Below are 21762 nucleotides of genomic sequence, written 5' to 3'. Positions count from 1 at the left end.
TCGTCAGCGTGTTTCTTCACAGTAAGTGTCGTTTCCTCGCAGTGTCCAGTCAGACCGCGGTGAGGTAGCGGTCGACCTCCCAGTCGGTGACTCGCGCGTGCCAGGAGTAGAACTCCTCGCGCTTGAGCCCGGCGTAGTACCGCGACACCCCGGCCCCGGGGTCGACCGCGTCGAGGACGCCCGTGACGACGTCGTCGGCCTCGAACGCGTGCACCGCGTCGAGCAGCGTCCGCGGCAGGAGCGGCGCGTCCGCGGGGCACTCCCCCGGCACGCCCGGATCGAGGTCCCGGCGCACGCCGTCGAGGCCGGCCCCCAGGGCGACCGCTGCGGCGAGGTGGGAACTGGCCGCGCCGTCCCCGGCCCGCAGTTCCACGCGGTGGGGGTCGGGGACGCGGACGAGGTGCGTGCGGTCGTTGCCGCCGTACGTCGCCGCCCGTGGCGCCCACGTCGCCCCCGACGCCGTCGAGGTCGCGCCGGTCCTCTTGTAGGAGTTCACGGTCGGGGCGATGACGGCCTGCATGGCCGGAGCGTGCGCGAGCAGTCCGGCGGTGAAGCCGTAGCCCGTCCGCGACAACCCCAGACCCCGGGGGTCCTCGGCCGCCGGGAACCGCGGGCCGTCCTCGCCCCACAGGGACAGGTGCAGGTGCATGCCGCTGCCCGTGCGGTCGGTGAAGGGCTTCGGCATGTAGGTCGCGATCATCCCGCGCTGCTCGGCCAGCATCTGGATGACGTAGCGCAGCGTCGTGACGCGGTCGGCCGTCGTGAGGGCGTCGGCGTAGTGGAAGTTCTGCTCGAACTGCCCGTTGCCGTCCTCGTGGTCGCTGGCGTAGGGGCCCCAGCCGAGGAACTCCATGGCGTCGGAGACGGCGGCCAGGTGGTCGTACATGCGGGTCACGCCGCGGGTGTCGTAGCAGGGCTGGTCGGCGTCGTCCGAGGCGTCGGCCGTCACCAGCCTGCCGTCGAGGCCGCGCTTGACGAGGAAGTACTCGACCTCCGCACCGACCGACAGGCTCAGGCCGAGGTCGGCCGCCGCGGCGATCTGCCGCCGCAACAGGACCCTCGGCGCGAACGCGTAGGGGATCCCCTCGACGTGGGGGTCGCAGTGGACCATCGCCAGTCCGGGTCGGACGAAGGGCAGCGGCGTGTAGGAGGAGCGGTCGGGGACCGCGACCACGTCGGGGTCCGCGGGCACCTGCCCGAGGCCGCCGGCGGCGTACCCCGCGAACCCGCACCCCTCGCCCTCGAGCTCGTCGGCCGCGGAGACCGGGACGAGCTTGGAGCAGGGTTTGCCGGTGAGGGTGGTGAACGTGGCGAGCAGGTACCGGACGCCGTCGGCGCGGGCCATGCTCGCGAGGGACTGGGTGGTGCCGACGGACAGCTCCGGGGACACGCGCGGCGTCACGCCGGGAGCGGCGTCCTGGGTCGGGGGAGCGGGAGGAGCGGCGGTCACGGGAGCCTCCAGGGGCGTCTCACGGTGGCGTCCAACATCTACTGACAGTAGACACGCTGCGTGTTTCGTCCGTGTTTCGCGCCCGTCACCGGCAGGGAAACCCTCCCCCTCCCCCGCGTGGAAAACACTCTTTCCGCCCCCCACCGGGGCCCTGGACGGCCGGAAGCGCGACTTCCGCCCTCCACGCGGGGGGCCGGACGCGCGACGACCCCGCCCCCACCGACGTGGGGGCGGGGCCGCCCCTGCTCATCACGCGAGCAGTTCGAGATCCCCTGCGGCTGAGACGGACACGTGCGTCACGGCCTGGTCAGCAGCGGCCGCGTGACGGTGCACGACACCCGGCGGGACCACGACCACGTCTCCCGGACCGAGGAGGCGCCGACCCTCCTCGAGCTCGAGCTCCCCGGCCCCTCCCGTCACCACGAGCACCTGTCCGTGCACGTGCCGGTGCCAGGCCGTGCGGGCTCCCGCGTCCAACGTCGTCAGCACCACCGCCCGCTCCCCCTCCCCGGTCACGAGCGCGGCGAGGTCGGTCCAGCGGGCACCCCCCTCGAACACGGGTGGGCCCAGTTCGACGACGGGAAGGTCGGTCGAACTCACGCCCGCACCAGCTGTTCGCTGCGCAGGTCCTTCCAGAACGCCGCGGTGACCGCCAAGACGATGAGCAGGAACGGGGCCGAGGAGACGATGGCCATGTTCTGCAGCGCCTGCAGACCGCCGGCGAGCAGCAGCGCCACGGCGGCCGCGCCGGTGAGGACGCCCCACAGGACGAGGCACCACGTCGGCGGCCGCTCGCTGCCGCGCGTCGTGAGCATCGCCAGGACGTAGGTGTTCGCGTCGGCACCGGAGACGAAGAACAGCACGACGAGGACGATGGCCAGGGTGGAGGTGACTGTCGAGAGCGGGAACTGGTCGAGGGTCAGGAAGAACGCGGAGTTCGCGTCCTGGGCCGCCGCGGCGGCGATGCCGGCCCCGCGGGTCAGGTCCAGGTGCATCGCGGTCCCGCCGAACGCGGTGAACCACACGAAGAACACGGCGCTGGGGACGACGAGGACACCGAGGACGAACTCGCGGATGGTGCGGCCGCGGGAGATGCGCGCCAGGAACACGCCGACGAAGGCCGCCCAGGACAACCACCACGCGAGCATGAAGTACGTCCACCACTGCATGAAGGCGAGGTCGCCGTCCGCCGGGGTGATGAGGCTCATCGCGAAGAACTGACTGGCGTAGCGCCCCAGCGACTGCACGAGCAGGTTCGCGAGGTAGATCGAGGGCCCGACGACGACGATGAAGACGAGCAGCAGACCGGCCAGCCCCATCGCCGTCTCGCTGAGGTAGCGGATGCCCTTGGCCACGCCGCTGACCGCGGAGACGGTGAACAGCAGGGTGACGACGGCGATGATGAGCACCTGCACGACGGTCGAGACCGGGACCCCGAAGAGCGATCCCAGGCCCGCGTTGATCTGCAGCGCACCCAGCCCCAGCGAGGTCGTGGTGCCGAACAGCGTGGCGAAGACCGCGAAGACGTCGATCCCGCCCCCCACCCAGCCGTCGACGCGCTTGCCCAGGATCGGCCGCAGCAACGCGGAGACGAGGCTCGGCCGGCCCTTCCGGTACGTCGACCAGGCCATGGCCAGACCCATGACGGCGAAGATGCCCCAGGCGTGCAGGCCCCAGTCGAAGAAGGAGAACTGCATGGCGGTAACGGCAGCGTCCCGCGTCATGGGGTCGGCCAGACCGTGCGGCGGCGATGCGAGGTGGGAGACGGGTTCGGCCACGCCGTAGGAGATGAGGCCGATCCCCATGACGGCGGACAGGATCATGGCGATCCAGGACCGCGTCTTGAACTGGGGCCGGTCCTCGTCGCGCCCCAGGCGGAGCCGGCCGTACGGGCTGACCGCGAGGCCCACGAGGAACACCAAGATGCCCAGCGCGCTCAGAAGGTAGAGCCAGCCGAAGCTGGAGGTGATCCAGTTGAGCGCTCCGGAACTGGCGCTGGACAACGACCCGCCGGCAGCTGCTCCCCACGCCACCACGACGACCGTGACGGCGACGGAGACGAGCAGGACGGGACCGGGACGGCGGCGAGGGTCGGCCTCGTGAGCACCCAGGAGGTCCGGGGCGGGGCCGGACGACGCGGACGGCGAGTCGTCGGGGGCGGAGGGCGGGCTGCTGGTCGGGGTGGACACGGGCAGCTCCTTTCACGGATCGAACGGGACCGTGCGGGGGGGTCGACGGGGCGAGGAGGGCTCAGACCGCGGCGACGGGCTCTTCGGTGAGCGGATGACTCGTGTGGCAGACCGACGCTGGCATGCAAGTTTGACGCGGGTCAAGGCTAGGGCACGACTTTCCGCGTGACAACGGCGAACTGGAACCCGCCCGTCACACGGGTTCACACGGCGGAAACACCGAGGAAGCCGGGGTGCACCACGGTTGGACGGTTGACGTGCGACACCAACACTCCTACCGTTCTTGCATGCCACAGCCGATGGAGGCCGCGGCGCTCACGGGAGCGCAGGCGCGAGTGCTCGAATCCCTGCGGACCGCCATCATCAGCGGCGACCACCAACCGGGCTCACCCCTGTCCGAGATCGCCCTGGCCGAGCAGCACGGCGTGAGCCGGACGCCGGTCAGGGAGGCGCTCAAGCAGCTCCAGATCGAGGGGCTCATCGAGGTCCGCCCCCGCGTCGGCACCTTCGTCCGCGCCCCGAGCCGCCGGGAGATCATCGAGCTGTTCGAGCTCAAGGAGGTCCTGGAGGGCATGGGCGCCCGCCTCCTCGCGGCGCGGGGACGCGTCCCCGCGCTCGACGAGCTCGAGGAGAACCTGGACCGCGCCCGGCTCGCCGTCGCCGCCGTCGACCACGAGGGGTACGCCGACCTCGTGCACGGGTTCCACTCCACCATCATCGACGGCGCGGACAACACCCAGCTCAAGAACCACTACCGCACCCTCATGAACCAGCTCGCCTACCACCGGCTCGTCGCTCGTTCCCTCGGCCGGCCCGGCCGGCTCGGCGCGTCCCTGTCCGAGCACGAGAAGGTCCTGCAGCACATCCGCGAGAAGGACGGTTACGGCGCCGAGTTCGCCATGCGCGACCACGTCCGCAGCAGCGAACGCGAAACCCTCTCCAGCTGACTCACCACCCACCCAGGAGGTCCCCGTGACCGCACCCCTCACCCTCACCGCCCCGGACGCCGATCCCACAGCGCTGCGCACGACGTTCGCCCTGTTCCCCTCAGGTGTCGCGGCCATCTCCTCCCAGGTGCCCGGGGAACCCGGACCCACCGTGCTGGTCGCGTCCTCCTTCCAGGTGGGCATCTCGCTGGATCCGCCGCTGGTCCTGTTCGCGGTACAGCACACCTCCACGAGCTGGCCGCGGTTGCGCGCCGCGGCGGAGGCGGGCGGCCGCCTCGGGGTGTCGGTGCTCGGCGAGGCGCACGACCTCACCGCGCGCCAGCTCGCCTCGAAGGCCGCCGACCGGTTCGCGGGCGTCGAGTCGACGACATCGGAGTCGGGCGCCGTGTTCGTCCACGGTGCACCCGTGTGGCTGGAGTGCTCGGTGCACAGCCAGTTCCCCGCCGGCGACCACGACGTCGTGCTCCTGCAGGTGCACGCGCTCGGGAACGCCCCCGACACCGAACCCCTCGTCTGGCACTCCTCGGGGTTCCGCACGCTCACCCCGCGCTGAGTTCTGGCATGCCAGAACCACAGGCCCCGACGTCCTTCTGGACGTCGGGGCCGTCTTCTTCCCCCTGTGCAGCAGCGTTTCAGCGCGAGTGCTCAACAGGTGGCCCCGAACCCTTGACCGACAACGGCGGACCACTTAGCGTTTCTGGCATGCAAGAGGCGACCAGCACCGCGGCGGTCGACACCGCACCGCGTCCCACCGCCACCCCCGACCTGCACCTGAACTCCCACACCTCCGACGGAGGCGCGGGCGTCGAGGTGCGCAAGCTCGTCGTGTACCGCGAGACGGTGCTCACCGAGGCCGGCTCGGCCCCGGCGGTCCCCGCCGAGAGGGCCTCCGCGGCCGCCGTCATCCGCAACCCGTGGGTCGGTACCCCGGCCGCGACGGACTTGGGCCCCGCGGTCTCGGCCATCGCGCCCTCGCTGGCCCGGATCCTCACCGACGCCCTCCTCCACGCCCTCGGCGGCGTCGACGCGGTCGAGGCGTTCGGCAAGGCCGCCGTCGTCGGGACCGCCGGCGAGATCGAGCACGGCGCGGCCCTCATCCACACGCCGTACTTCGGCAACCTCGTCCGGGCCCACCTCGGCGGGGAGTCGATCATCTGCTTCGCCGACACCCGTGGCGACGCCGGGGAGACCCTCGTCGTCCCCCTGTGGCACAAGAACCACGCCGCCACCCGCAGCCACTACCAGACCGTGGCCGTCCGCGTCGCCGACGCCCCCCGCGCCGACGAGATCGTCGTCGTGGCGGCGGCCTCGACCGGCCCGCGACCGCACGCCCGGATCGGGGACCGCACCACCGACCCCGCCGTCACCCCCGCCCTCCTGGAGGACCAGCCGTGAACGTCCGCAAACTCGTGACCCTCGTCGAGGAGACCCGCTGGGAGGGCGGCCGCGAGGTCGACCCCGTCGCCCGCGTCGCGGTCGTGGCGGCCGTCGTCGAGAACCCCTGGGCGGGTCAGGGCTTCGTCGAGGACCTCGCCCCCGGCATCGACGCCCACGCCTCCGACCTCGGCGCCCTGCTGGCACCCCGCGTCCTGGAGGCCCTCGGCGGACCCGCCGAGGCCTACGGCAAGGCCGGCATCGTCGGTCTCGACGGTGAGGTCGAGCACGCCTCCGCGCTCATCCACACCCTGAAGTTCGGAGACCACTTCCGCACGGCGGCCGCCGCGACGACGCTGCTGCCCGCGGTCGAGAAGCGGGCCCGGGCCGGTGCGACGTTCGACATCCCGCTCAAGCACGTCACCGACGCGACCATCCGCTCGCACCACCAGTCCGTCGAGGTCCAGGTCGCCGACGCCCCGCACGCCGGGGAGATCCTCATCGCCCTCGCCGCGGCCACGCGCGGCCGTCCGCAGCAGCGTCTCGCACCGCTGTCCTCGGAGCAGTGATCCGACCGTGACGTCGCGGGGGACCGTCGTCCTGCTGCACGGGGTCGGTCTGGACCACACCCTGTGGGCACCGGTGCGCGCGGCGCTCGAGGCCGAGGGTTTCCGCGTCGTCACCCCGGACCTGCCCGGCCACGGCGACGCCGCCCCGGTCGCGGAGGGCGCGACCCTCGCCGACCTCGCGGGCCGCGTGGCCGAGGACGTCCCGGCCGGGTCGCACCTCGTCGGTTTCTCCCTCGGGGCGCTCGTCGCGCAGCACCTGGCCCGGTTCCGGACCGACCTCGTCGCGAGCCTGGCGTCCGTGAGCTCGGTCTGCCAGCGGACCCCGGCCGAACGCGACGCCGTCCTGGCCCGCCTCGCCACGGCGGAGGCCGACTTCCCCGCCAGCGTCGCCGCCTCGCTGCAGCGCTGGTTCCCCGGCGAGTCCGACACGGACCTCCTCCGGCGCACCGAGAAGACGCTGCTCGCCAACGACGTCGAGTCCTACCTGCGGTGCTACCGCGTCTTCGCGACGGCCGATGCGGAACTGTTGGAGGAACTCCCCCGGATCACCGTCCCGGCGTTGGCGGTCACCGGGGACCTGGACCCCGGATCCACCCCGGAGATGACGCGCCGCCTCGCCGACGCGGTCCCCGGGTCCCGCGCGGTCGTCGTGCCCGGTGCCCGGCACCTGTGGCCTGCGCAGCAGCCCGACGTCCTCGTGTCCCACCTCGTCCCGTTCCTGGAAGGAGTCGGCCGATGACCGACGTGCAGACGACGACCCCCGGCGCGCGGACCGCGGTTCCCGTGCGGCAGCTGGACCACCACATCGGCGGCGAGCACAGCGCCCCGAGCAGCGGGGAGTGGTTCGAGAGCGCCAACCCCGCCACCCTGGCCGTCAACCACCGCGTGGCCCGGGGGAACGCCGCCGACGTCGACCGCGCCGTCACCGCGGCGGCCCGCGCGTTCGAGGACCCGAGCTGGCGCGACCTCAGCCAGACCCGGCGCGGCCGGCTCCTGCGTCGCCTGGGCGACCTCGTCGGCGAGAACGCCGAGGAGCTGGCCCGGATGGAGACCCTCGACAACGGCAAGCTGCTGCGGGAGATGAGGGGTCAGCTCGCGACGCTGCCGGAGTACCTCTACTACTACGCCGGTCTGGCCGACAAGGTGCAGGGCGACGTGATCCCCACCTCCGACCGCCGGGTCTTGAACTACACGACGCGTGAACCCCTCGGTGTCGTCGGGGCCATCACACCGTGGAACTCCCCGCTCACCCTGACGACGAGCAAGCTGGCCCCCGCGCTGTGCGCCGGCAACACCATCGTGGTGAAACCCTCCGAGCACACCTCGGCCACGGTCCTGCGGCTCGCCGAGCTCGCAGCCGAGGCCGGGTTCCCGCCCGGCGTCGTCAACGTCGTCACCGGTTTCGGGTCCGAGGCCGGCCAGGCGCTCGTCGACCACCGTGGGCTGGCCAAGGTCTCCTTCACGGGCAGCACCGCCACCGGGGCGCGCATCGCGGCGACCACGGCCAGCCGGTTCATCGGTTCCACCCTGGAACTCGGCGGGAAGTCCCCGAACATCGTCTTCAGCGACGCCGACGTGGCGAACGCCGCCATGGGCGTGGTGGCGGGCATCTTCGCCGCCGCCGGCCAGACGTGCATCGCGGGCAGCCGCGTCTTCGCCCACCGCTCCGTCTACGACGAGCTGCTGCAACGGGTCACCGACCGCGCCTGCACGATCCGGATCGGAGACCCCTTGGACGAGAGCACCGAGCTTGGGCCGTTGGCGTTCGCCGACCAGCGCGCGAAGGTCGACGGGTACGTCGAGCTCGGCCGCGAGGAGGGCGCGCGCGTCCTCACGGGTGGCCGCACGAGCGACGGCGGTGGCTTGGGCGGCTGGTTCTACGAACCCACCGTCCTCGTCGACGTCGACAACTCGATGCGCGTCGTGCGCGAGGAGATCTTCGGCCCCGTCGCGGCGGTCATGCCCTTCGACACCGAGGACGAGGTCGTCGCGCTCGCGAACGACACCGAGTACGGCCTGGCGGCCGGCGTCTGGACGCGGGACCTGTCCCGCGCCCACCGGATGGCCGCCCGGCTCGACGCCGGCACCGTGTGGGTCAACACCTACCGCGCGATGTCCCCCATGTCGCCCCGCCAGGGGTTCAAGAGCAGCGGTGTCGGTGTCGAGCACGGCCAGGAGACCATCCGCGACTACACCCGGGTGAAGAGCGTGTGGATCAACACGAGCGAGGAAGAACTCGCCGACCCGTTCACCATGCGCAGCTGACCACCCACCACCACCCGTTGAGGAGGAGAGACCCGTGAAGTTCTCACTGTTCGTGCACATGGAGCGCTGGGACGAGGAAGTCGGCCACCAGCAGCTCTTCGAGAACCTGACCGAACTCGCGCTCATGGCGGAGGAGGGGGGTTTCAGCACCGTGTGGATCGGTGAGCACCACGCCATGGAGTACACCGTCTCCCCCAGCCCGATGCCCCAGCTCGCCTACCTGGCCGCGCGGACCACCCGCATCCGCCTCGGGGCCGGCACCATGATCGCACCGTTCTGGAACCCGATCCGCGCGGCCGGCGAGTGCGCGCTGCTGGACGTGATCAGCGGAGGCCGCATGGAGGTGGGGCTGGCGCGCGGGGCCTACCAGTTCGAGTTCGACCGGATGGCCGGCGGCCTGCCCGCCACCGAGGGCGGGAAGCACCTGCGCGAACTGGTCCCCGCGGTCCAGCGCCTGTGGGAGGGCGACTACGCCCACGACGGGGAGGTCTGGCAGTTCCCCACCTCGACCTCGGTCCCGTCGCCGGTGCAGAAGCCCGGTCCCCCGGTGTGGATCGCGGCCCGCGACCCCGCGTCCCACGACTTCGCCGTCGCCTCGGGCTGCAACGTCATGGTGACGCCGCTCATGAAGGGCGACGGGGAGGTGGAGGACCTGGCACGCAAGTTCGACGTCGCCGTCGGCAACCACCCAGAGCAGCCCCGCCCGAAGCTCATGGTGCTGCGGCACACCCACGTGCACCCCGTGTCCGACCCCGACGGCTGGCGGCCCGCCGCGGAAGCCGTCGCCCGGTACTACCGCACGTTCGACGCCTGGTTCGGCAACAAGGTGACCCCCGAGAAGGGGTTCCTGGAGCCCAGCCCGGTCGAGAAGTTCGCCGAGCGGCCGGAGTTCGAGGTCGACTCCCTGCACAAGACCGCCATGATCGGGACGCCCGAGGAGGTCGTCGAGCGGATCCGGTACTACGAGGAGCTCGGCGTCGACGAGTTCAGCTTCTGGATCGACAACGGCATGACGCACGAGGAGAAGCGCGCCTCGCTGGCGCTCTTCATCGAGCAGGTCGTGCCCGCCTTCGCCGGCGACTGACCCGCCGGAGCTGAGCGGCGGGGCGCGACCGGGGCTTGACCCGGGGGCGGGGTGCGGGTCACCCTGTCCCCGGTCAACCCGCGCCCGGGGGCTTCGTCTCCCGGTCCGTCGAGTGCGCGGGTCCTCGAGTGCACCGCCACACCGCGCTGACCCCGGTCAGCCTGCGCCTGTTTGTCGTCCTCCGCGTCCTGCTCCACGTCAAGGAGCTGCCGCACCGCCCGAAACCCACCGTCGGTGACGACGTGACGTGGTTCCTGCGGGTCCGCCCCTCCCCCGCCGAGTTCGGTCCGCTCGTCCGCCACGCGACGTGCGACCCCGCCCCCGGCGGTGTGGAGACGACGGGTTTCCCGGTCCGCATCCAGCTCGTGAACTGGGCTGTCACCGGCCCCGCCGACGACCGCCGTCCCGTGCCGGGTTCCCTGGAGCTCCGCGACGTCCACCGTCCCCCGAAGGACCTCCGCAACGGCCGGGAACGCCGCGACACCCACCTCCTCGTGGACCTCGCCGTCCGCCGGTCCCGCGTGGAAAACACTCTTTCCGCCCCTCCGGCGGCCGGTCCGAGGGCGGAGAGCACGACTTCCGCCCCCTGTGGAGAACGCCCCAGATGACGTCCCGGTCTCCACAGGCCGCCCGTCCCGGCGTGTCGTCCACAGGTGGGCCCGTGGCGGGTCCCGGCGCTCCCCGACCCGGCGGACAGTCCACGGATGCGACGACCACACCACGCCGTGCTCCTGCCCGAGGTGTTCCGGGCCCGGGACGTCCTGCGGGAAGGCCTCTTCAGCGAGAAGCAGTTGCGCGGACCGGAGGTGCAGCGCGTCCTCCGCGGCGTCTACACGCTGGCCGGCAGACCCCTCACCCACGAACTCCGGTGCCGCGCGGCCGCGCTCCTGCTGCCGGAGGGTGGTGTGGTCACGGGTCGCTCGCAGGCCACCCTGCTCGGGGTGGAACTGCGGCGGTGGGAGGACGACGTGGAGGTCCTCGTCCCGGCACCCGCCGGCGGGAGGTGGTCCGCCGTGCGCGGCGTGGCCCTCCGCCGGGCGCGGACCGTCGACCCGGGGGGACTGGTCGCCGGCGTCCCGGCCGCGACGCCGGAACGGATGGCGTTCGACGCGACGACTCGGCTTCCGCTCACCGAGGCGGTGGCCAACCTCGACGCCCTGGTCCGCGCCGGCGTGGTGCCGCTCCCGTCCCTGCGCCGGTGGCTGATGGAGGTGCACGACCCCCACGTGGCGGCAGCACGCCAGGTGGCCACGCTCTGCGACCCGCGCGCGGAGTCCCGTCAGGAGAGCGTGCTGCGCGTCGTGCTGCAGCGGGCCGGCCTGCCGGTCGAGCCGCGCGTCACCGTCTGCGACAGCGCAGGGAACTTCGTCGCGCGCCTCGACCTGGCGCTCCCGGAGTGCCGGGTGGCGATCGAGTACGACGGAGGGTGGCACGCCCTGCGGGAGCAGCTCACCAAAGACCGGCGGCGGCTGCGGGCCCTGCGTGAGGCGGGGTGGGAGGTCGTGCACGTGACCGCGCCCATGCTGCACGACCCGCAGGAGGTGGTGGACGCCGTGGTCCGGGCCGTCGCCCGACAGCGACGGGTCCGCCACCCGGCCTGACCCCACCTCCGCCCTGCCCCGGTGCGAGCGGAAGTCGTGCTTCCGGCCCCCCGATCGGCCCCGCGAAGGGCGGAAAGAGTGTTTTCCACGCGGGACCGGGCGCGGACCGGGGGGCGGACCGGGGGGACGGGGCGGTCAGCCCTCCGGGAGGGCGTCGGCGAGGATCTCGGCGAGGTGCTTCGGCCGCACCCCGGCGAGGTTGTCGGCCTGCGTGCGGCACGAGTACCCGTCGGCCACGACGAGCGCGTCACCGCGCTCGCGCAGGGCGGGCAGCAGCTTGTGCTCGGCGACCTTCACCGACACCTCGTGGTGGCCCTTCTCGGCGCCGAAGTTCCCCGCGAGACCGCAGCACCCGGAGAGCACCTGCGCGTCCACACCCGCCTTGGCCAGCAACCGCTCGTCGGGGCCGAAACCCATCGTCGCGTGCTGGTGGCAGTGCGGCTGCACGACGGCCTTCTGGTCCACGCGCGGCGGCACCCAGTCGGGGCGCTGCTCGGCGATGAGTTCGGCGAGCGTCTTGACCCTCTTCTCCAGCGCGTGGGCGCGGGGGTCGTCGGGCAGGAGTTCCGCGGCGTCCTCCCGCAGCAGGGACGTGCACGAGGGTTCCAGGCCGACGACGGGGACGTTCGAGTTCCCGAGCGCGTCGAGGGAGGACCGCAACTGCCGCTTGGCGCCGTCGAGCTGTCCGGTCGAGACCCACGTCAGACCGCAGCAGACCTGCTTCTCCGTCAACCGCACCGAGAACCCCAGGTGCTCCAGCAGCTTCACCGCCGCCCGGCCGACCTCGGGCGAGAAGTGCTCGGTGAAGGAGTCCACCCACAGCAGCACCGGCTGACCGGGGACCTCGGGCCGCCGGTCGAACCAGGCGCGGAACGTCTCCTCGGCGAACGCCGGCAGCGGGCGGTTCTGGTCCACGCCACCGAGGGCCCGCGCCGTCCACGCGAGCGCCGGCACCGACGTCAGCCGGTTCACGACCTTCGGGGCGATGGACGCCAGCTTCGACCAGCGCGGCAGCCAGCCCAGCAGGTAGTGGTTCATCGGCCGCAGGCGGCCCGCGTAGAACTTGTCGAGGAACTCCGCCTTGTACGTCGGCATGTCGACGCCGGCGGGGCAGTCGGCGCTGCACCCCTTGCAGGACAGGCAGAGGTCCAGGACGTCCTTGACCTCCTGCGAGCGCCAGCCGTCGGTGACGAGGGTTCCGTTGGCCATCTCCTGCAGCAGCCGGGCCCGGCCACGGGTGGAGTCCTTCTCGTCCCCCGTCGCCAGGTACGACGGGCACATGACGCCGCCGGAGTCGGCGCGGCACTTCCCGACGCCGACGCAGCGGTGGACGGCGCGCGTGAGGTCGCCCTCGTCGCGGGAGTACGCGAACTTGAGCGGCATCCCGAGCGCGTGCGCGGGTCGGGCCGTCGGGACGCGCAGGTCCGCGGCGACGTCGGCCGGGCGGACGATGACGCCGGGGTTCAGCAGGTCGGCCGGGTCGAAGGCGCGCTTGACCTGCTCGAACGCGGTGATCGCCTCGGCGTCGTACATGAGCGGCAGCAACCCGCCGCGGGCGCGGCCGTCACCGTGTTCCCCGGACAGCGACCCGCCGTGGCGGGCGACGAGCCGAGCGGCGTCCTCCAGGAAGGACTTGGCGGCCGTGCCGCCGCCGTTCTCGTAGAGCGGGAAGTCGATGCGGACGTGGATGCAACCGTCGCCGAAGTGCCCGTACGCCAGGCCGTCGACGCCGTGGGAGGCCATGAGCGCGTCGAACTCGCGCAGGTACTCCCCCAGCTTCGCCGGCGGGACGGCCGCGTCCTCCCAGCCCGGCCACGCGGGCTGACCCTCGGGGGAGCGGCCGGCGAGACCGGCCCCGTCCTCGCGGATGCGCCACAGCTTCTTGGCCTCGGCGGCGGTCGGGATGACGACGGAGTCCAGGGCGCGGGAGTCGGCGACCATCGCGCGGGCCGCCGCGAGGGACTCCTGCGGAGTTTCACCCCCCATCTCGACGAACAACCAGCCGTTGCCGCTCGGCAGGCCGTCGACGGAACCGCCGCGGCGCACGACGACGTCGGCCAGGCGGCGGTCGATGCCCTCGACGGCGAGCGGGGAGTGCTCCAGCAGGAAGGGCGTGGCGTCGGCGGCCTCGTGCATCGAGTCGTACCCGAGCACGACGAACGTCGTCGACGGCGACTGCCGGACGAGGCGGACGCGAGCCCGCAGGATCGTCGCGAGGGTGCCCTCGGAACCGGTGAGCAGGCGCGCGAGCGCCGTCCCGGTGGGGCCGCCCGTCTCGGGCAGCAGGTGCTCGAGCGCGTAGCCGGACACCTGGCGCCCGAAGGTCCCGAACGTCGTGCGGATCAGCCCCAGGTGCGCCGCGGCGACCGAGCGCAGTTCCTCGAGCAGCTCGGCGGGCGGGGCGTCCGTCCAGTACCGCCGGCCGTGCCCGTCGAGGACCTCGAGCGCGACGACGTTGTGCGAGGTGCGGCCGTAGGCCAGCGCGTGGGAGCCGCAGGCGTCGTTGCCGATCATCCCGCCGACGGTGCAGCGGGCGTGGGTGGAGGGGTCCGGCCCGAACCGCAGCCCGTGCGGGGCCGCCTCGCGCTGCAGGTCGTCGAGGATCACGCCCGGTTCGATGAGCGCCGTCATGCCCTCGGCGTCGATCTCCAGGACGCGGTGCAGGTGCCGGGAGAAGTCGAGGACGACGCCGGGCCCGATGGCGTTGCCGGCCACCGACGTGCCCGCGCCGCGGGAGGTGAAGGGGACACCGAGCCCGCGGCAGACGCCCCAGGCGGCGACGACGTCCTCGACGCTGCGCGGGAAGACGACGACGAGCGGGACGACGCGGTAGTTCGACGCGTCGGTCGTGTACTCGGCGCGGCGGCGGCTGGACGCGTCGACGGTCCCGGACCCCGGGGTCGTCCCCAGGGCGGCGTCGAGAGCGGCGACCAGCTCCGCGGTCGTGGTGGTCGTCGCCTCCGCCGTGGCCTGGGCGCGCGCGTCGTCGATGAGGGTCACGCCTAAAGTGTGCCGCCGCGGGCGGGGTGCTCCGACACGGAGTCGGACCTCACCTCCGACGTCACCGGGGGCTCAGCGCAGCAGCGCGAGGCGCCGCGGGCTCACCGTGACCGTGATGCGCTGGCCCCGGCTGACGGTGAGCCGGTCGTCCTCGAGGCCGTCGCCGAAGACGACGAGCTCGTCGGACAGGACGTCCAGGGTCAGCGGTTCCGCGGCGACGGTCCCCGCGACGAGGTCGGCGCCCGTCGTCCGGGACGGCCAGGCCTCGCGCACGAACCAGGCCAGCGAGGCGTCGGTCGGTGCCGGGAGGGCCGCGCGCCCCCGGGACAGCGAGGCGAGCCAGCCCGTCGCCCCCGTGCCGGTCCCGGTGACGACCCCGCTGGAGGCCTGCTCCTCGCGCCGGTCCCCCGCGGTGAGGACGTAGCGGGCGGTCTGGTGGCTGCGGTGGCCGACGAACACCTCGTTGAGGGCGTGCAGCTCCTGCCCGTCGTCGGTGCTCGCGCAGACCATCGTGCGCGCGTCGCAGGCACCACCGGACACGCTGCGGTGCAGCAGGTCCTGCGCCGCGGACGCCGGGTGCGGCACGAGCACCCCGGCGTTGCGGCCGGGCGCCGGGTCGATGCCGACGACGACCTGGCCGGACAGGTACTTGGCGACGTTGGCCACGAGGCCGTCCTGCCCGACGACCACGACGACGTCCTCGGGGGCGAAGAGGAAGCGGGACAGCTCGGCCCGCTCGACGCTCCCCGTCCGCCAGTCGACGGGGACGGCGGCGGCGACGGTGGCGAGCGCCCGGCGCTGCTGCTCGTCGGCCTCCTCCAGCTCGGCCAGCGAGCGGCCTCGGGTGCGGAGGAAGAAGTCGGCGGCACCGGGGGTGCCGTGCCGGGCGACGGCGTCGGCGTAGGCGGTGCGGCGGTGCACGAGGACCGCGCGGGGTGCGAGGCTCACGGCTGCACCAGCTTCGCGAGGGCGCCGGTGAGGACGTCGGGCGTCAGGACGAGCGTCCCGACGTTCGGCAGCTGCCCGGCGAACTCGCGCAGCGCCAGGGTCAGGAGCACCTCGGGCGGGGTGCCGGCGATGGCGGCCATGCGCGCCGCTTCGGCCCCGGCGTCCGCCTCGCCCTGCAGGCGGCGCGCGGCGGCACGGGCCTGGGCGAGCCGCTCCTCGCGCTCGGCCTCGGCGGTCGTGCGGATGGCGTCCGCGGCCGCGGCGTCCTCGACGCTGCGCCGCTGGTTGGCGCCCTTCTGCGCCACGAGCTGCTCCTCGCGCTGGGCCAGCGCGATCTTGTTCTGCAGCTCGTTCTCGCTGATGGCCCGCTCGCGTTCGACGGCGAGGGCGCGGCGTTCGGCCGTGGCCCGGTCGGCCTCGGTCTGCAGCTGCTCGCGGGTGGGGGTGCCGAGGGCCTTCTCGACGTCGGGGTCCGGGCGGACGGCGACGACGCGGGCGTCGACGAGGGCGAGCCCGGTCTGGGCGAGGCGGCTGTCGGCGAGCAGGCCGGCGGTGATGCGTTCGCGCGTCAGCGTCACGCCGGTGACGAGGACGTCCCGCAGGGGCATCCCGGCGAGGACGTCCAGGACGTGCTGCTGGGCGGTCTCGGTGAGCAGCCCGGCGATCTGCTGCAGCGGGGCCGAACGCCAGCGACCGGTGGCCGGGTCGAGGGAGAAGTCGACGCGGGTGGCGGCGAGCGCGGGGTCCTCGATGCGGAAGGTGACGGTGGCCTGCACGGTGACGTCGACGAAGTCGGCCGTGCGGGCGTGCAGGAGCAGGGGCAGTTCGCGGTCGTCGACGGGCAGCTCCGAGAGCGTCGCGCTCAGCGGCCGGAACCAGAACGCCTGCCCGGTGCCAGAGTGGGCGACCTTGCCGCCGCGGTGGTGGATGACGTGCGTGGTCGGGGTGCTGCGCAGGTGCCGGGCGAAGGGGTACCGGGTGATGTCGGCCATGACTGCCTCCTGGGTCGTGGTGGGCGGCGACTCGTTGTCGTCGAGATGACGATAAGACCGGTCACCCACTTGTCGTCAAGTCGACGACAAATGGGTACGCTGACCGGGTGAGCCACCCCGCCCTCGCCGTGACCGTCGACCTCGTCGTCCTGACCGTGCGCGCCGGGGCGCTGCACGTCCTCCTCGTCGAGCGGGGCGAGGAACCGTTCCTGGGCCGCTGGGCCCTGCCGGGAGGCTTCGTCCGGCCGGACGAGGACCTGCCGGGCGCCGCGTCCCGTGAACTGGCGGAGGAGACGGGCCTGCCACGGGGCCTCGTCCACCTGGAGCAGGTCGCCACCTACGGGGCCCCCGGCCGCGACCCCCGCCAGCGCGTCGTGACGGTCTGCTACCTGGCCCTGGCCCCCGACCTGCCCGTCCCCCGGGCCGGCACGGACGCGGCGGACGCGCGGTGGGCGCCCGTCGCCGACCTGCCCGACCTCGCCTTCGACCACGACGTCCTGCTGGCCGACGCGGTCGAACGGGCCCGGGCCAAGCTCGAGTACACGCCGCTGGCCACCGCGTTCTGCCCCGCCGAGTTCACCGTCGCCGAACTCCGGCGCGTCTACGAGGCGGTGTGGGGCACGACGCTCGACGCCCGCAACTTCCACCGGAAGGTCACCGGCGCAGCGGGTTTCCTCGAACCCACCGGCGGGACCACGACGCGCGACGGCGGCCGCCCGGCCGGGCTGTTCCGGCGCGGTTCGGCCACCACCCTGCACCCGCCGCTGCTGCGCTGAGCCTTCCCGCGCGACGCTGCGTGGACTAGGGTCGAACGCCGTGTCGCCGTACCCCGCTCTCGTCGCGGCGGGGTTCCGCAGGTGGTCGACGTACCGCGCGGCGACGGCCGCGGGCGCGCTGACGAACTCCGTCTTCGGCGCCATCAAGGCCGCGGTCCTCGTGGGCACGGTGACGTCCGCGGGCGCCTCGGTCGCCGGGTACGACCCGCTCCAGGCCGCGACCTTCGCCTGGACGACGCAGGCGTTCCTCGCCGCCGTCAGCGTCTTCGCCGACGACGAACTCGCCCGCCGGGTCCGCACGGGAGACATCGCCGTGGACCTCGCCCGCCCCGTCGACCCGCAGCTCGCGGCCTGGGCCACCGACCTCGGACGCGCCGCCTTCCAGCTCCTCCCGCGCGGCCTGCCTCCCCTCCTCCTCGGGACGGTGCTGACGGGGCTGGCGCTGCCGGCCTCCCCCGTGCCGTACGTCCTCGGCCTGGTGAGCCTCGTCGTCGGGGTCTCGGTGAGCTTCGCGGCCCGGTGGATCGTCAACCTCGCGGCCTTCTGGCTCACCGAGGTGCGGGGGATCCTGCTGCTCTACACCGTGCTCGCCACCACCCTCACGGGCTTGTCGATCCCCGTCGCCTGGTTCCCGCCATGGCTGGCCACGCTCGCCCACTCGACCCCGTTCCCGTCGATGCTGCAGACGCCCGTCGACGTCGTCCTCGGCCGTGCGGCCGGCGGGGAGGCGCTGCGGTTGCTGGGGGTGCAGCTCGTCTGGCTCGCCGTCTTGCTGGGGGCGGGTCGCGTCCTCCTGGCCGTCGGCGCCCGGCGCCTGGTGGTGCAGGGTGGCTGAGCGGCGCACACCCGGCCCGTACCGCGCGCTCCTGGGATCGCGCGTGCGGGCGCAGCTGTCGTACCGCACGTCGTTCGCCGCAGACGTCCTGGCGAACGTCGGCATCGGGCTCGGCGAGTTCGCGACGATCTACGTCGTGTTCTCGCGGACGTCCGAACTCGGCGGGCTCACCGTCTGGCAGGCCGCCCTCGTCTTCGCCCTGGCCAACGTCGCCTTCTCCCTGGCCGACCTCGTCGTCGGGCACGTCGACACCCTGCCCACCCTGGTGCGCACCGGAACCCTCGACGCGTTCCTGCTGCGGCCGCTGCCCGTGCTGGCGCAGCTCGCGACGTCCGACGTCGCGTTGCGCCGGGTCGGGCGCGTCCTCGTCGCGGCCTTCGTGTTCGCCGTGGCCTGGCCCCGCGCGGACGTCCCGTTCGACGGTCGCGCCGTGGCGCTGCTGGCGGTGGCCGTGGTGGGCGGGGCGGCGATCTTCAGCGCGGTGTTCGTGGTCGCGGGCTCCTTGCAGTTCTGGTTGCTGGACGGTCGCGAGGCGGTGAACTCCATCACCTACGGCGGGTCGAACGCGGCCCAGTACCCGGCGTCGCTGTACTCCGGGCCCCTGCGGTGGCTGTTCTGCTACGTCGTTCCGGCCGCCTTCGTGGCCTACCTCCCGGTGCTCGCCCTGCTCGACGAACCCGGTCCGGCCGGGTTGCCCGCATGGCTGGGCTGGTGCTCGCCGTTGGCCGCGGCCGTCCTGTGGACGATCGCACTCCTGCTGTGGCGCAGCGGGGTCCGTCACTACACCGGGAGCGGGTCGTGAACGCGCTGGAGGTCCAGGACCTGGTCCGCGAGTACGTCGTCCGCGAACCGGGGACCTCGCGGTTCCGCCGACGCCGCAGGGTGGTCCGGGCCGTCGACGGGTTGTCCCTGCAGGTGGCCCCCGGGGAGTCCGTGGGGTTCATCGGCGCCAACGGGGCCGGGAAGTCGACGACGGTGAAGCTCCTGACGGGCATCCTCGTGCCGTCGGCCGGGACGGTCCGGACGTGCGGCCTGGACCCCGTGACGCACCGACGGGACCTCGCCCGGCGCATCGGCGTGGTCTTCGGCCAGCGCAGCCAGTTGTGGTGGGACCTCCCGCTGAGCGAGTCGTTCCGGCTGCTCGCGGCCATCCACCGGTTGCCCGCCGACGTGTGGCGCCCGCGGCTGGCCGACCTCGACGAACGGCTCGGCCTGGGCGAGTTCCTCACCACCCCCGTCCGCCAGTTGTCGCTGGGGCAGCGCATGCGGGGCGAGGTCGCGGCCGCCCTGCTGCACTCCCCCGAACTCCTCCTGCTGGACGAACCCACGATCGGCCTCGACGTCCTGTCCAGCGAGCGGTTGCGGCAGTTCCTGCGGGCCGAACGGGCCGAGCACGGCACGACGCTGCTGCTGACGACGCACGACATGGGCGACGTCCAGCGGTTGTGTGACCGCGTCCTCGTCGTCGACCACGGGCGCGCCGCCTACGACGGCGACCTGCCCGGTCTCGTCCGTCGGGTCGGCGCGCGCCGCGTCCTCGTGGTCGACCTGCGCGACCCCGTCGATCCCGGTCCCGTCGCCGGTGCGGAACTCCTCGCGGTCGAGGAGGGCGGGTACCGCCGCCGGTACGCGTTCTCGGCGGAGGAGACGACGGCGGCGGAGGTGCTGGCGCAGGTGTCGCGGTCGGCCGAGGTGCGGGACCTGTCGGTGGAAGAGCCCGACATCGCCGACGTCCTGCGGCGGCTGTACGCGGCGTCGAACGCCTGACCCGCTCACCGCCACCTCTCGGAGTCCCTCCAGCGCAGCACTTTCTGGAACCCGGTCACGAGTCGATCCGACACGTCACTGGTGGCACGGTCGCTTGCAGTCCGGAAGAGTGACCCGGGGCCAAGGGTGTCCCGGACCGTCCAGACCCGGCGATCGGAGAACCGTGTCCCGCCCCACGCGAGACCCCCAGTCCCCCTCGACGCTCCGGCCTCCTCTCGAGGTCTCCGCGCCGGACGGCACCCGCCGGCGCGCGCGGCACAGCGTCCTGCGCCTGCCGCTGACCCTGCTCGTCGTGGGGGCCGGGGTCGCGTACTGGCTGGACGGCTGGACGGCCGCGGCGGCGCTCACGAGCCTCGCCGCCTACGAGATCGCCCTGAGCGCCGACAACGCCGTCCCCATGGCCGGGGTCGCGGGCCGGTTGCACCAGCAGGCCAAGGAGGTCTTCCTCGCGGCCGGCCTGCTGGCCGGGGTCCTGCTCATGCGCCTCGTCGCCCCGCCCACCCTCGTCTCGGCGACCAGCCACGAGTCAGCCGCGCAGGTCGCGGCCGACGTCATCAACGACCCCGGCGCCTACGCCGCGCACCTGTCACAGATCCGTCCCGGCCTGGCCGGTTTCGGCGGCGTGTTCCTGTGGCTCGTGTTCACCGAGTTCCTCTTCAACTGCGACCGCAAGGACCGCCCGGCCTGGATCGGGCCCCTGGAGCGTCCGCTGCTGCACCTGCGTCGTCCCCGGGTCGTGCAGGTCGCCGTCGCCGTCGTCCTGGCCGGCGCCGCCGCGCTGCTGGCTCCCGCCGCCGAGCACGGGCGGGTGGCCCTCGCCGGGCTGGCCGGCCTGGTGGCCTACGGCGTCGTCAAGGGCATCGCCCTGCGCACGTCTCCCCCACCGCCGACCCCCGACGACCCGGCGCCGCGGACGTCGTGGGTCCGGGCGGCCGCCCACGGAGCGGCGGTCGTGTTCGAGCGGGCCCTGGCGGTGTTCATGCTGCTCGAGGTGCTCGACGGCACGTACTCCTTCACCGGAGGCGCAGACGGTCTGCCCGCGTGGGAACGCGTCGGCATCGCCGTCGGCGGCGTCGCGATCGGCGCGGTGTTCCTCGTCCAGCTCACCCGCCGCCTCGACGAGCACGGATCGCTGCGTCGCTACGAGCACCTGCCGGCCGGGGCGGCGTACGTCCTGGGGGTCCTCGCGGTCCTGCTGTGGGTGAGCCTGTTCCGGCCCGTGCCCTCCCTCGTCGCCGGCTGGTTCGGTGGCGCGGTCGTCGGTGCTGCGCTGATCAGCTCGCTGGTCCGCGCCCGCCGCACCGTCGACCACCGGGGAGCCGGTGGTCGCTGAGGCGCCGGGTCACGGGGTCGAGCGGAGGCGTCACTGGATGTCGCCGCCCGCGGTGGGACCGTGCTGCGACGGCGCCGTCTCACGGGTGTAGCGGCGGGGCATCACGAGCCCCAGCACCACCATTCCCAGTCCCAGGACGAGGTGGAGCCAGTTGTCCGCGGTGTTCAGCGGGACGAAGTTCGCGGAACCGTCGGGGGAGACGACGAGGCCGTAGACCCACAGGGCCAGGTAGACGACCCCGCCGCCGATGAGGAAGAGTTTCGCCGGGGACGGTCTGCGGGACAGCAGGATGCCGACGACACCGAACGCGAGGTGCAGGAGGTTGTGCAGGACGGACACCTGGAACACCCCGAGCAGCATGGCGCCGGAGTGGTGTCCCGCACCGCTCATCGAGCCGTAGTCGGTCGTGATCCCGGGGACGAACCCCAGGACGCCGACGAGCAGGAACGCCGCGCCGACGACGAGAGCGGTGGTCTGGACGGGGGCCCGGCGGGAGGTGCCCGGGCTGGACGGACGGGTGGTGCTCATGGACGACTCCTGGAGCCCAGCCGGGAACTCCCGGCGGTGTGCCGGCCGGAGTTTCGACCTGGCCCCACCGTAGGCAACGGGACCCTGCCAGGCATCCCGGAGGG

At 73.2% G+C, this 21762-nt stretch carries 21 protein-coding genes; 14 read left to right on the top strand and 7 right to left on the bottom strand.

The window, feature by feature from the left end; genetic code table 11:
- Positions 1 to 49 precede the first annotated feature (49 nt).
- The 3 genes from glnT to ACFEMC_RS02080 all read right to left on the bottom strand — a co-directional run bounded on the left by glnT (position 50) and on the right by ACFEMC_RS02080 (position 3639).
- On the bottom strand, positions 50 to 1345 hold the full coding sequence (glnT, locus tag ACFEMC_RS02090; protein WP_380176550.1) for a type III glutamate--ammonia ligase: 1296 nt from the start codon (positions 1343 to 1345) through the stop codon (positions 50 to 52).
- 354 nt (positions 1346 to 1699) lie between these two features.
- The gene (locus tag ACFEMC_RS02085; protein ID WP_380173129.1) at positions 1700 to 2050 is read right to left on the bottom strand and encodes a cupin domain-containing protein; all 351 of its coding nucleotides are present in this window, start codon (positions 2048 to 2050) and stop codon (positions 1700 to 1702) included.
- A complete protein-coding gene (locus ACFEMC_RS02080; RefSeq protein WP_380173127.1) occupies positions 2047 to 3639 on the bottom strand; it encodes a BCCT family transporter in 1593 nt (530 codons plus the stop codon). The genes ACFEMC_RS02085 and ACFEMC_RS02080 overlap by 4 nt, the downstream gene beginning before the upstream one ends.
- A gap of 287 nt (positions 3640 to 3926) precedes the next feature.
- Between ACFEMC_RS02080 and ACFEMC_RS02075 the strand changes: the two genes are divergently transcribed.
- From ACFEMC_RS02075 to ACFEMC_RS02035, 9 genes are all read left to right on the top strand, one after another.
- Positions 3927 to 4586: a GntR family transcriptional regulator gene (locus ACFEMC_RS02075; protein ID WP_380173124.1), complete on the top strand. Its 660-nt coding sequence runs from the start codon at positions 3927 to 3929 to the stop codon at positions 4584 to 4586.
- A 25-nt stretch (positions 4587 to 4611) separates the two neighbouring features.
- Positions 4612 to 5139: a flavin reductase family protein gene (locus ACFEMC_RS02070; RefSeq protein ID WP_380173122.1), complete on the top strand. Its 528-nt coding sequence runs from the start codon at positions 4612 to 4614 to the stop codon at positions 5137 to 5139.
- A 149-nt stretch (positions 5140 to 5288) separates the two neighbouring features.
- Positions 5289 to 5981, top strand: coding sequence for an amino acid synthesis family protein (locus ACFEMC_RS02065; protein WP_380173120.1), 693 nt, complete (start codon positions 5289 to 5291; stop codon positions 5979 to 5981).
- Positions 5978 to 6529, top strand: coding sequence for an amino acid synthesis family protein (locus ACFEMC_RS02060; protein WP_380173118.1), 552 nt, complete (start codon positions 5978 to 5980; stop codon positions 6527 to 6529). Before ACFEMC_RS02065 ends, ACFEMC_RS02060 begins: the two co-directional genes overlap by 4 nt.
- 7 nt (positions 6530 to 6536) lie before the next feature.
- Positions 6537 to 7268 (top strand): alpha/beta fold hydrolase, encoded by a 732-nt coding sequence (locus tag ACFEMC_RS02055; RefSeq protein WP_380173116.1) that lies wholly within the window; start codon positions 6537 to 6539, stop codon positions 7266 to 7268.
- On the top strand, positions 7265 to 8794 hold the full coding sequence (locus ACFEMC_RS02050; RefSeq protein WP_380173114.1) for an aldehyde dehydrogenase: 1530 nt from the start codon (positions 7265 to 7267) through the stop codon (positions 8792 to 8794). Before ACFEMC_RS02055 ends, ACFEMC_RS02050 begins: the two co-directional genes overlap by 4 nt.
- 34 nt (positions 8795 to 8828) lie before the next feature.
- Entirely contained in the window at positions 8829 to 9878 is a 1050-nt protein-coding gene (locus ACFEMC_RS02045; RefSeq protein WP_380173112.1) for an LLM class flavin-dependent oxidoreductase, read from the top strand.
- A 128-nt stretch (positions 9879 to 10006) separates the two neighbouring features.
- Positions 10007 to 10486, top strand: a complete 480-nt coding sequence (locus ACFEMC_RS02040) for a hypothetical protein (RefSeq protein ID WP_380173110.1) — start codon at positions 10007 to 10009, stop codon at positions 10484 to 10486.
- Between the two features lie 96 nt (positions 10487 to 10582).
- On the top strand, positions 10583 to 11479 hold the full coding sequence (locus ACFEMC_RS02035; protein ID WP_380173108.1) for a DUF559 domain-containing protein: 897 nt from the start codon (positions 10583 to 10585) through the stop codon (positions 11477 to 11479).
- Between the two features lie 135 nt (positions 11480 to 11614).
- Here the strand turns inward: ACFEMC_RS02035 and ACFEMC_RS02030 are convergent, their stop codons facing one another.
- The 3 genes from ACFEMC_RS02030 to ACFEMC_RS02020 all read right to left on the bottom strand — a co-directional run bounded on the left by ACFEMC_RS02030 (position 11615) and on the right by ACFEMC_RS02020 (position 16419).
- Complete coding sequence (locus tag ACFEMC_RS02030; protein WP_380173107.1) at positions 11615 to 14479, bottom strand: FAD-binding and (Fe-S)-binding domain-containing protein; 2865 nt, start codon at positions 14477 to 14479, stop codon at positions 11615 to 11617.
- Positions 14480 to 14551: 72 nt separating this feature from the next.
- Entirely contained in the window at positions 14552 to 15427 is an 876-nt protein-coding gene (locus ACFEMC_RS02025) for a hypothetical protein (RefSeq protein ID WP_380173105.1), read from the bottom strand.
- Positions 15424 to 16419, bottom strand: coding sequence for an SPFH domain-containing protein (locus tag ACFEMC_RS02020; RefSeq protein WP_380173103.1), 996 nt, complete (start codon positions 16417 to 16419; stop codon positions 15424 to 15426). The genes ACFEMC_RS02025 and ACFEMC_RS02020 overlap by 4 nt, the downstream gene beginning before the upstream one ends.
- 107 nt (positions 16420 to 16526) lie before the next feature.
- On the opposite strand from ACFEMC_RS02020, the gene ACFEMC_RS02015 reads away from it, so the two are divergent.
- From ACFEMC_RS02015 to ACFEMC_RS01995, 5 genes are all read left to right on the top strand, one after another.
- A complete protein-coding gene (locus tag ACFEMC_RS02015; protein ID WP_380173101.1) occupies positions 16527 to 17195 on the top strand; it encodes an NUDIX domain-containing protein in 669 nt (222 codons plus the stop codon).
- Between the two features lie 40 nt (positions 17196 to 17235).
- Positions 17236 to 18030, top strand: a complete 795-nt coding sequence (locus ACFEMC_RS02010) for an ABC transporter permease (protein ID WP_380173099.1) — start codon at positions 17236 to 17238, stop codon at positions 18028 to 18030.
- On the top strand, positions 18023 to 18832 hold the full coding sequence (locus ACFEMC_RS02005; RefSeq protein WP_380173097.1) for an ABC transporter permease: 810 nt from the start codon (positions 18023 to 18025) through the stop codon (positions 18830 to 18832). Before ACFEMC_RS02010 ends, ACFEMC_RS02005 begins: the two co-directional genes overlap by 8 nt.
- On the top strand, positions 18829 to 19797 hold the full coding sequence (locus tag ACFEMC_RS02000) for an ATP-binding cassette domain-containing protein (protein ID WP_380173095.1): 969 nt from the start codon (positions 18829 to 18831) through the stop codon (positions 19795 to 19797). Before ACFEMC_RS02005 ends, ACFEMC_RS02000 begins: the two co-directional genes overlap by 4 nt.
- Before the next feature lie 163 nt (positions 19798 to 19960).
- On the top strand, positions 19961 to 21130 hold the full coding sequence (locus ACFEMC_RS01995) for a DUF475 domain-containing protein (protein WP_380173093.1): 1170 nt from the start codon (positions 19961 to 19963) through the stop codon (positions 21128 to 21130).
- Positions 21131 to 21160: 30 nt separating this feature from the next.
- On the opposite strand, the gene ACFEMC_RS01990 is transcribed toward ACFEMC_RS01995, so the two are convergent.
- Positions 21161 to 21658, bottom strand: coding sequence for a DUF4383 domain-containing protein (locus ACFEMC_RS01990; RefSeq protein ID WP_380173091.1), 498 nt, complete (start codon positions 21656 to 21658; stop codon positions 21161 to 21163).
- Positions 21659 to 21762: the final 104 nt, after the last annotated feature.

The organism is Kineococcus sp. DHX-1 (genome assembly GCF_042473625.1).
Lineage (GTDB): Bacteria > Actinomycetota > Actinomycetes > Actinomycetales > Kineococcaceae > Kineococcus.
This window is presented reverse-complemented; position numbering and strand designations above follow the sequence as displayed.

Coding starts and splice junctions, on each gene's coding strand:
- glnT (WP_380176550.1), bottom strand. CDS start 1,345: ATGGCCCGCGCCGACGGCGTCCGGTACCTGCTCGCCACGTTCACCACC.
- ACFEMC_RS02075 (WP_380173124.1), top strand. CDS start 3,927: ATGCCACAGCCGATGGAGGCCGCGGCGCTCACGGGAGCGCAGGCGCGA.
- ACFEMC_RS02065 (WP_380173120.1), top strand. CDS start 5,289: ATGCAAGAGGCGACCAGCACCGCGGCGGTCGACACCGCACCGCGTCCC.
- ACFEMC_RS02050 (WP_380173114.1), top strand. CDS start 7,265: ATGACCGACGTGCAGACGACGACCCCCGGCGCGCGGACCGCGGTTCCC.
- ACFEMC_RS02035 (WP_380173108.1), top strand. CDS start 10,583: ATGCGACGACCACACCACGCCGTGCTCCTGCCCGAGGTGTTCCGGGCC.
- ACFEMC_RS02020 (WP_380173103.1), bottom strand. CDS start 16,419: ATGGCCGACATCACCCGGTACCCCTTCGCCCGGCACCTGCGCAGCACC.
- ACFEMC_RS01990 (WP_380173091.1), bottom strand. CDS start 21,658: ATGAGCACCACCCGTCCGTCCAGCCCGGGCACCTCCCGCCGGGCCCCC.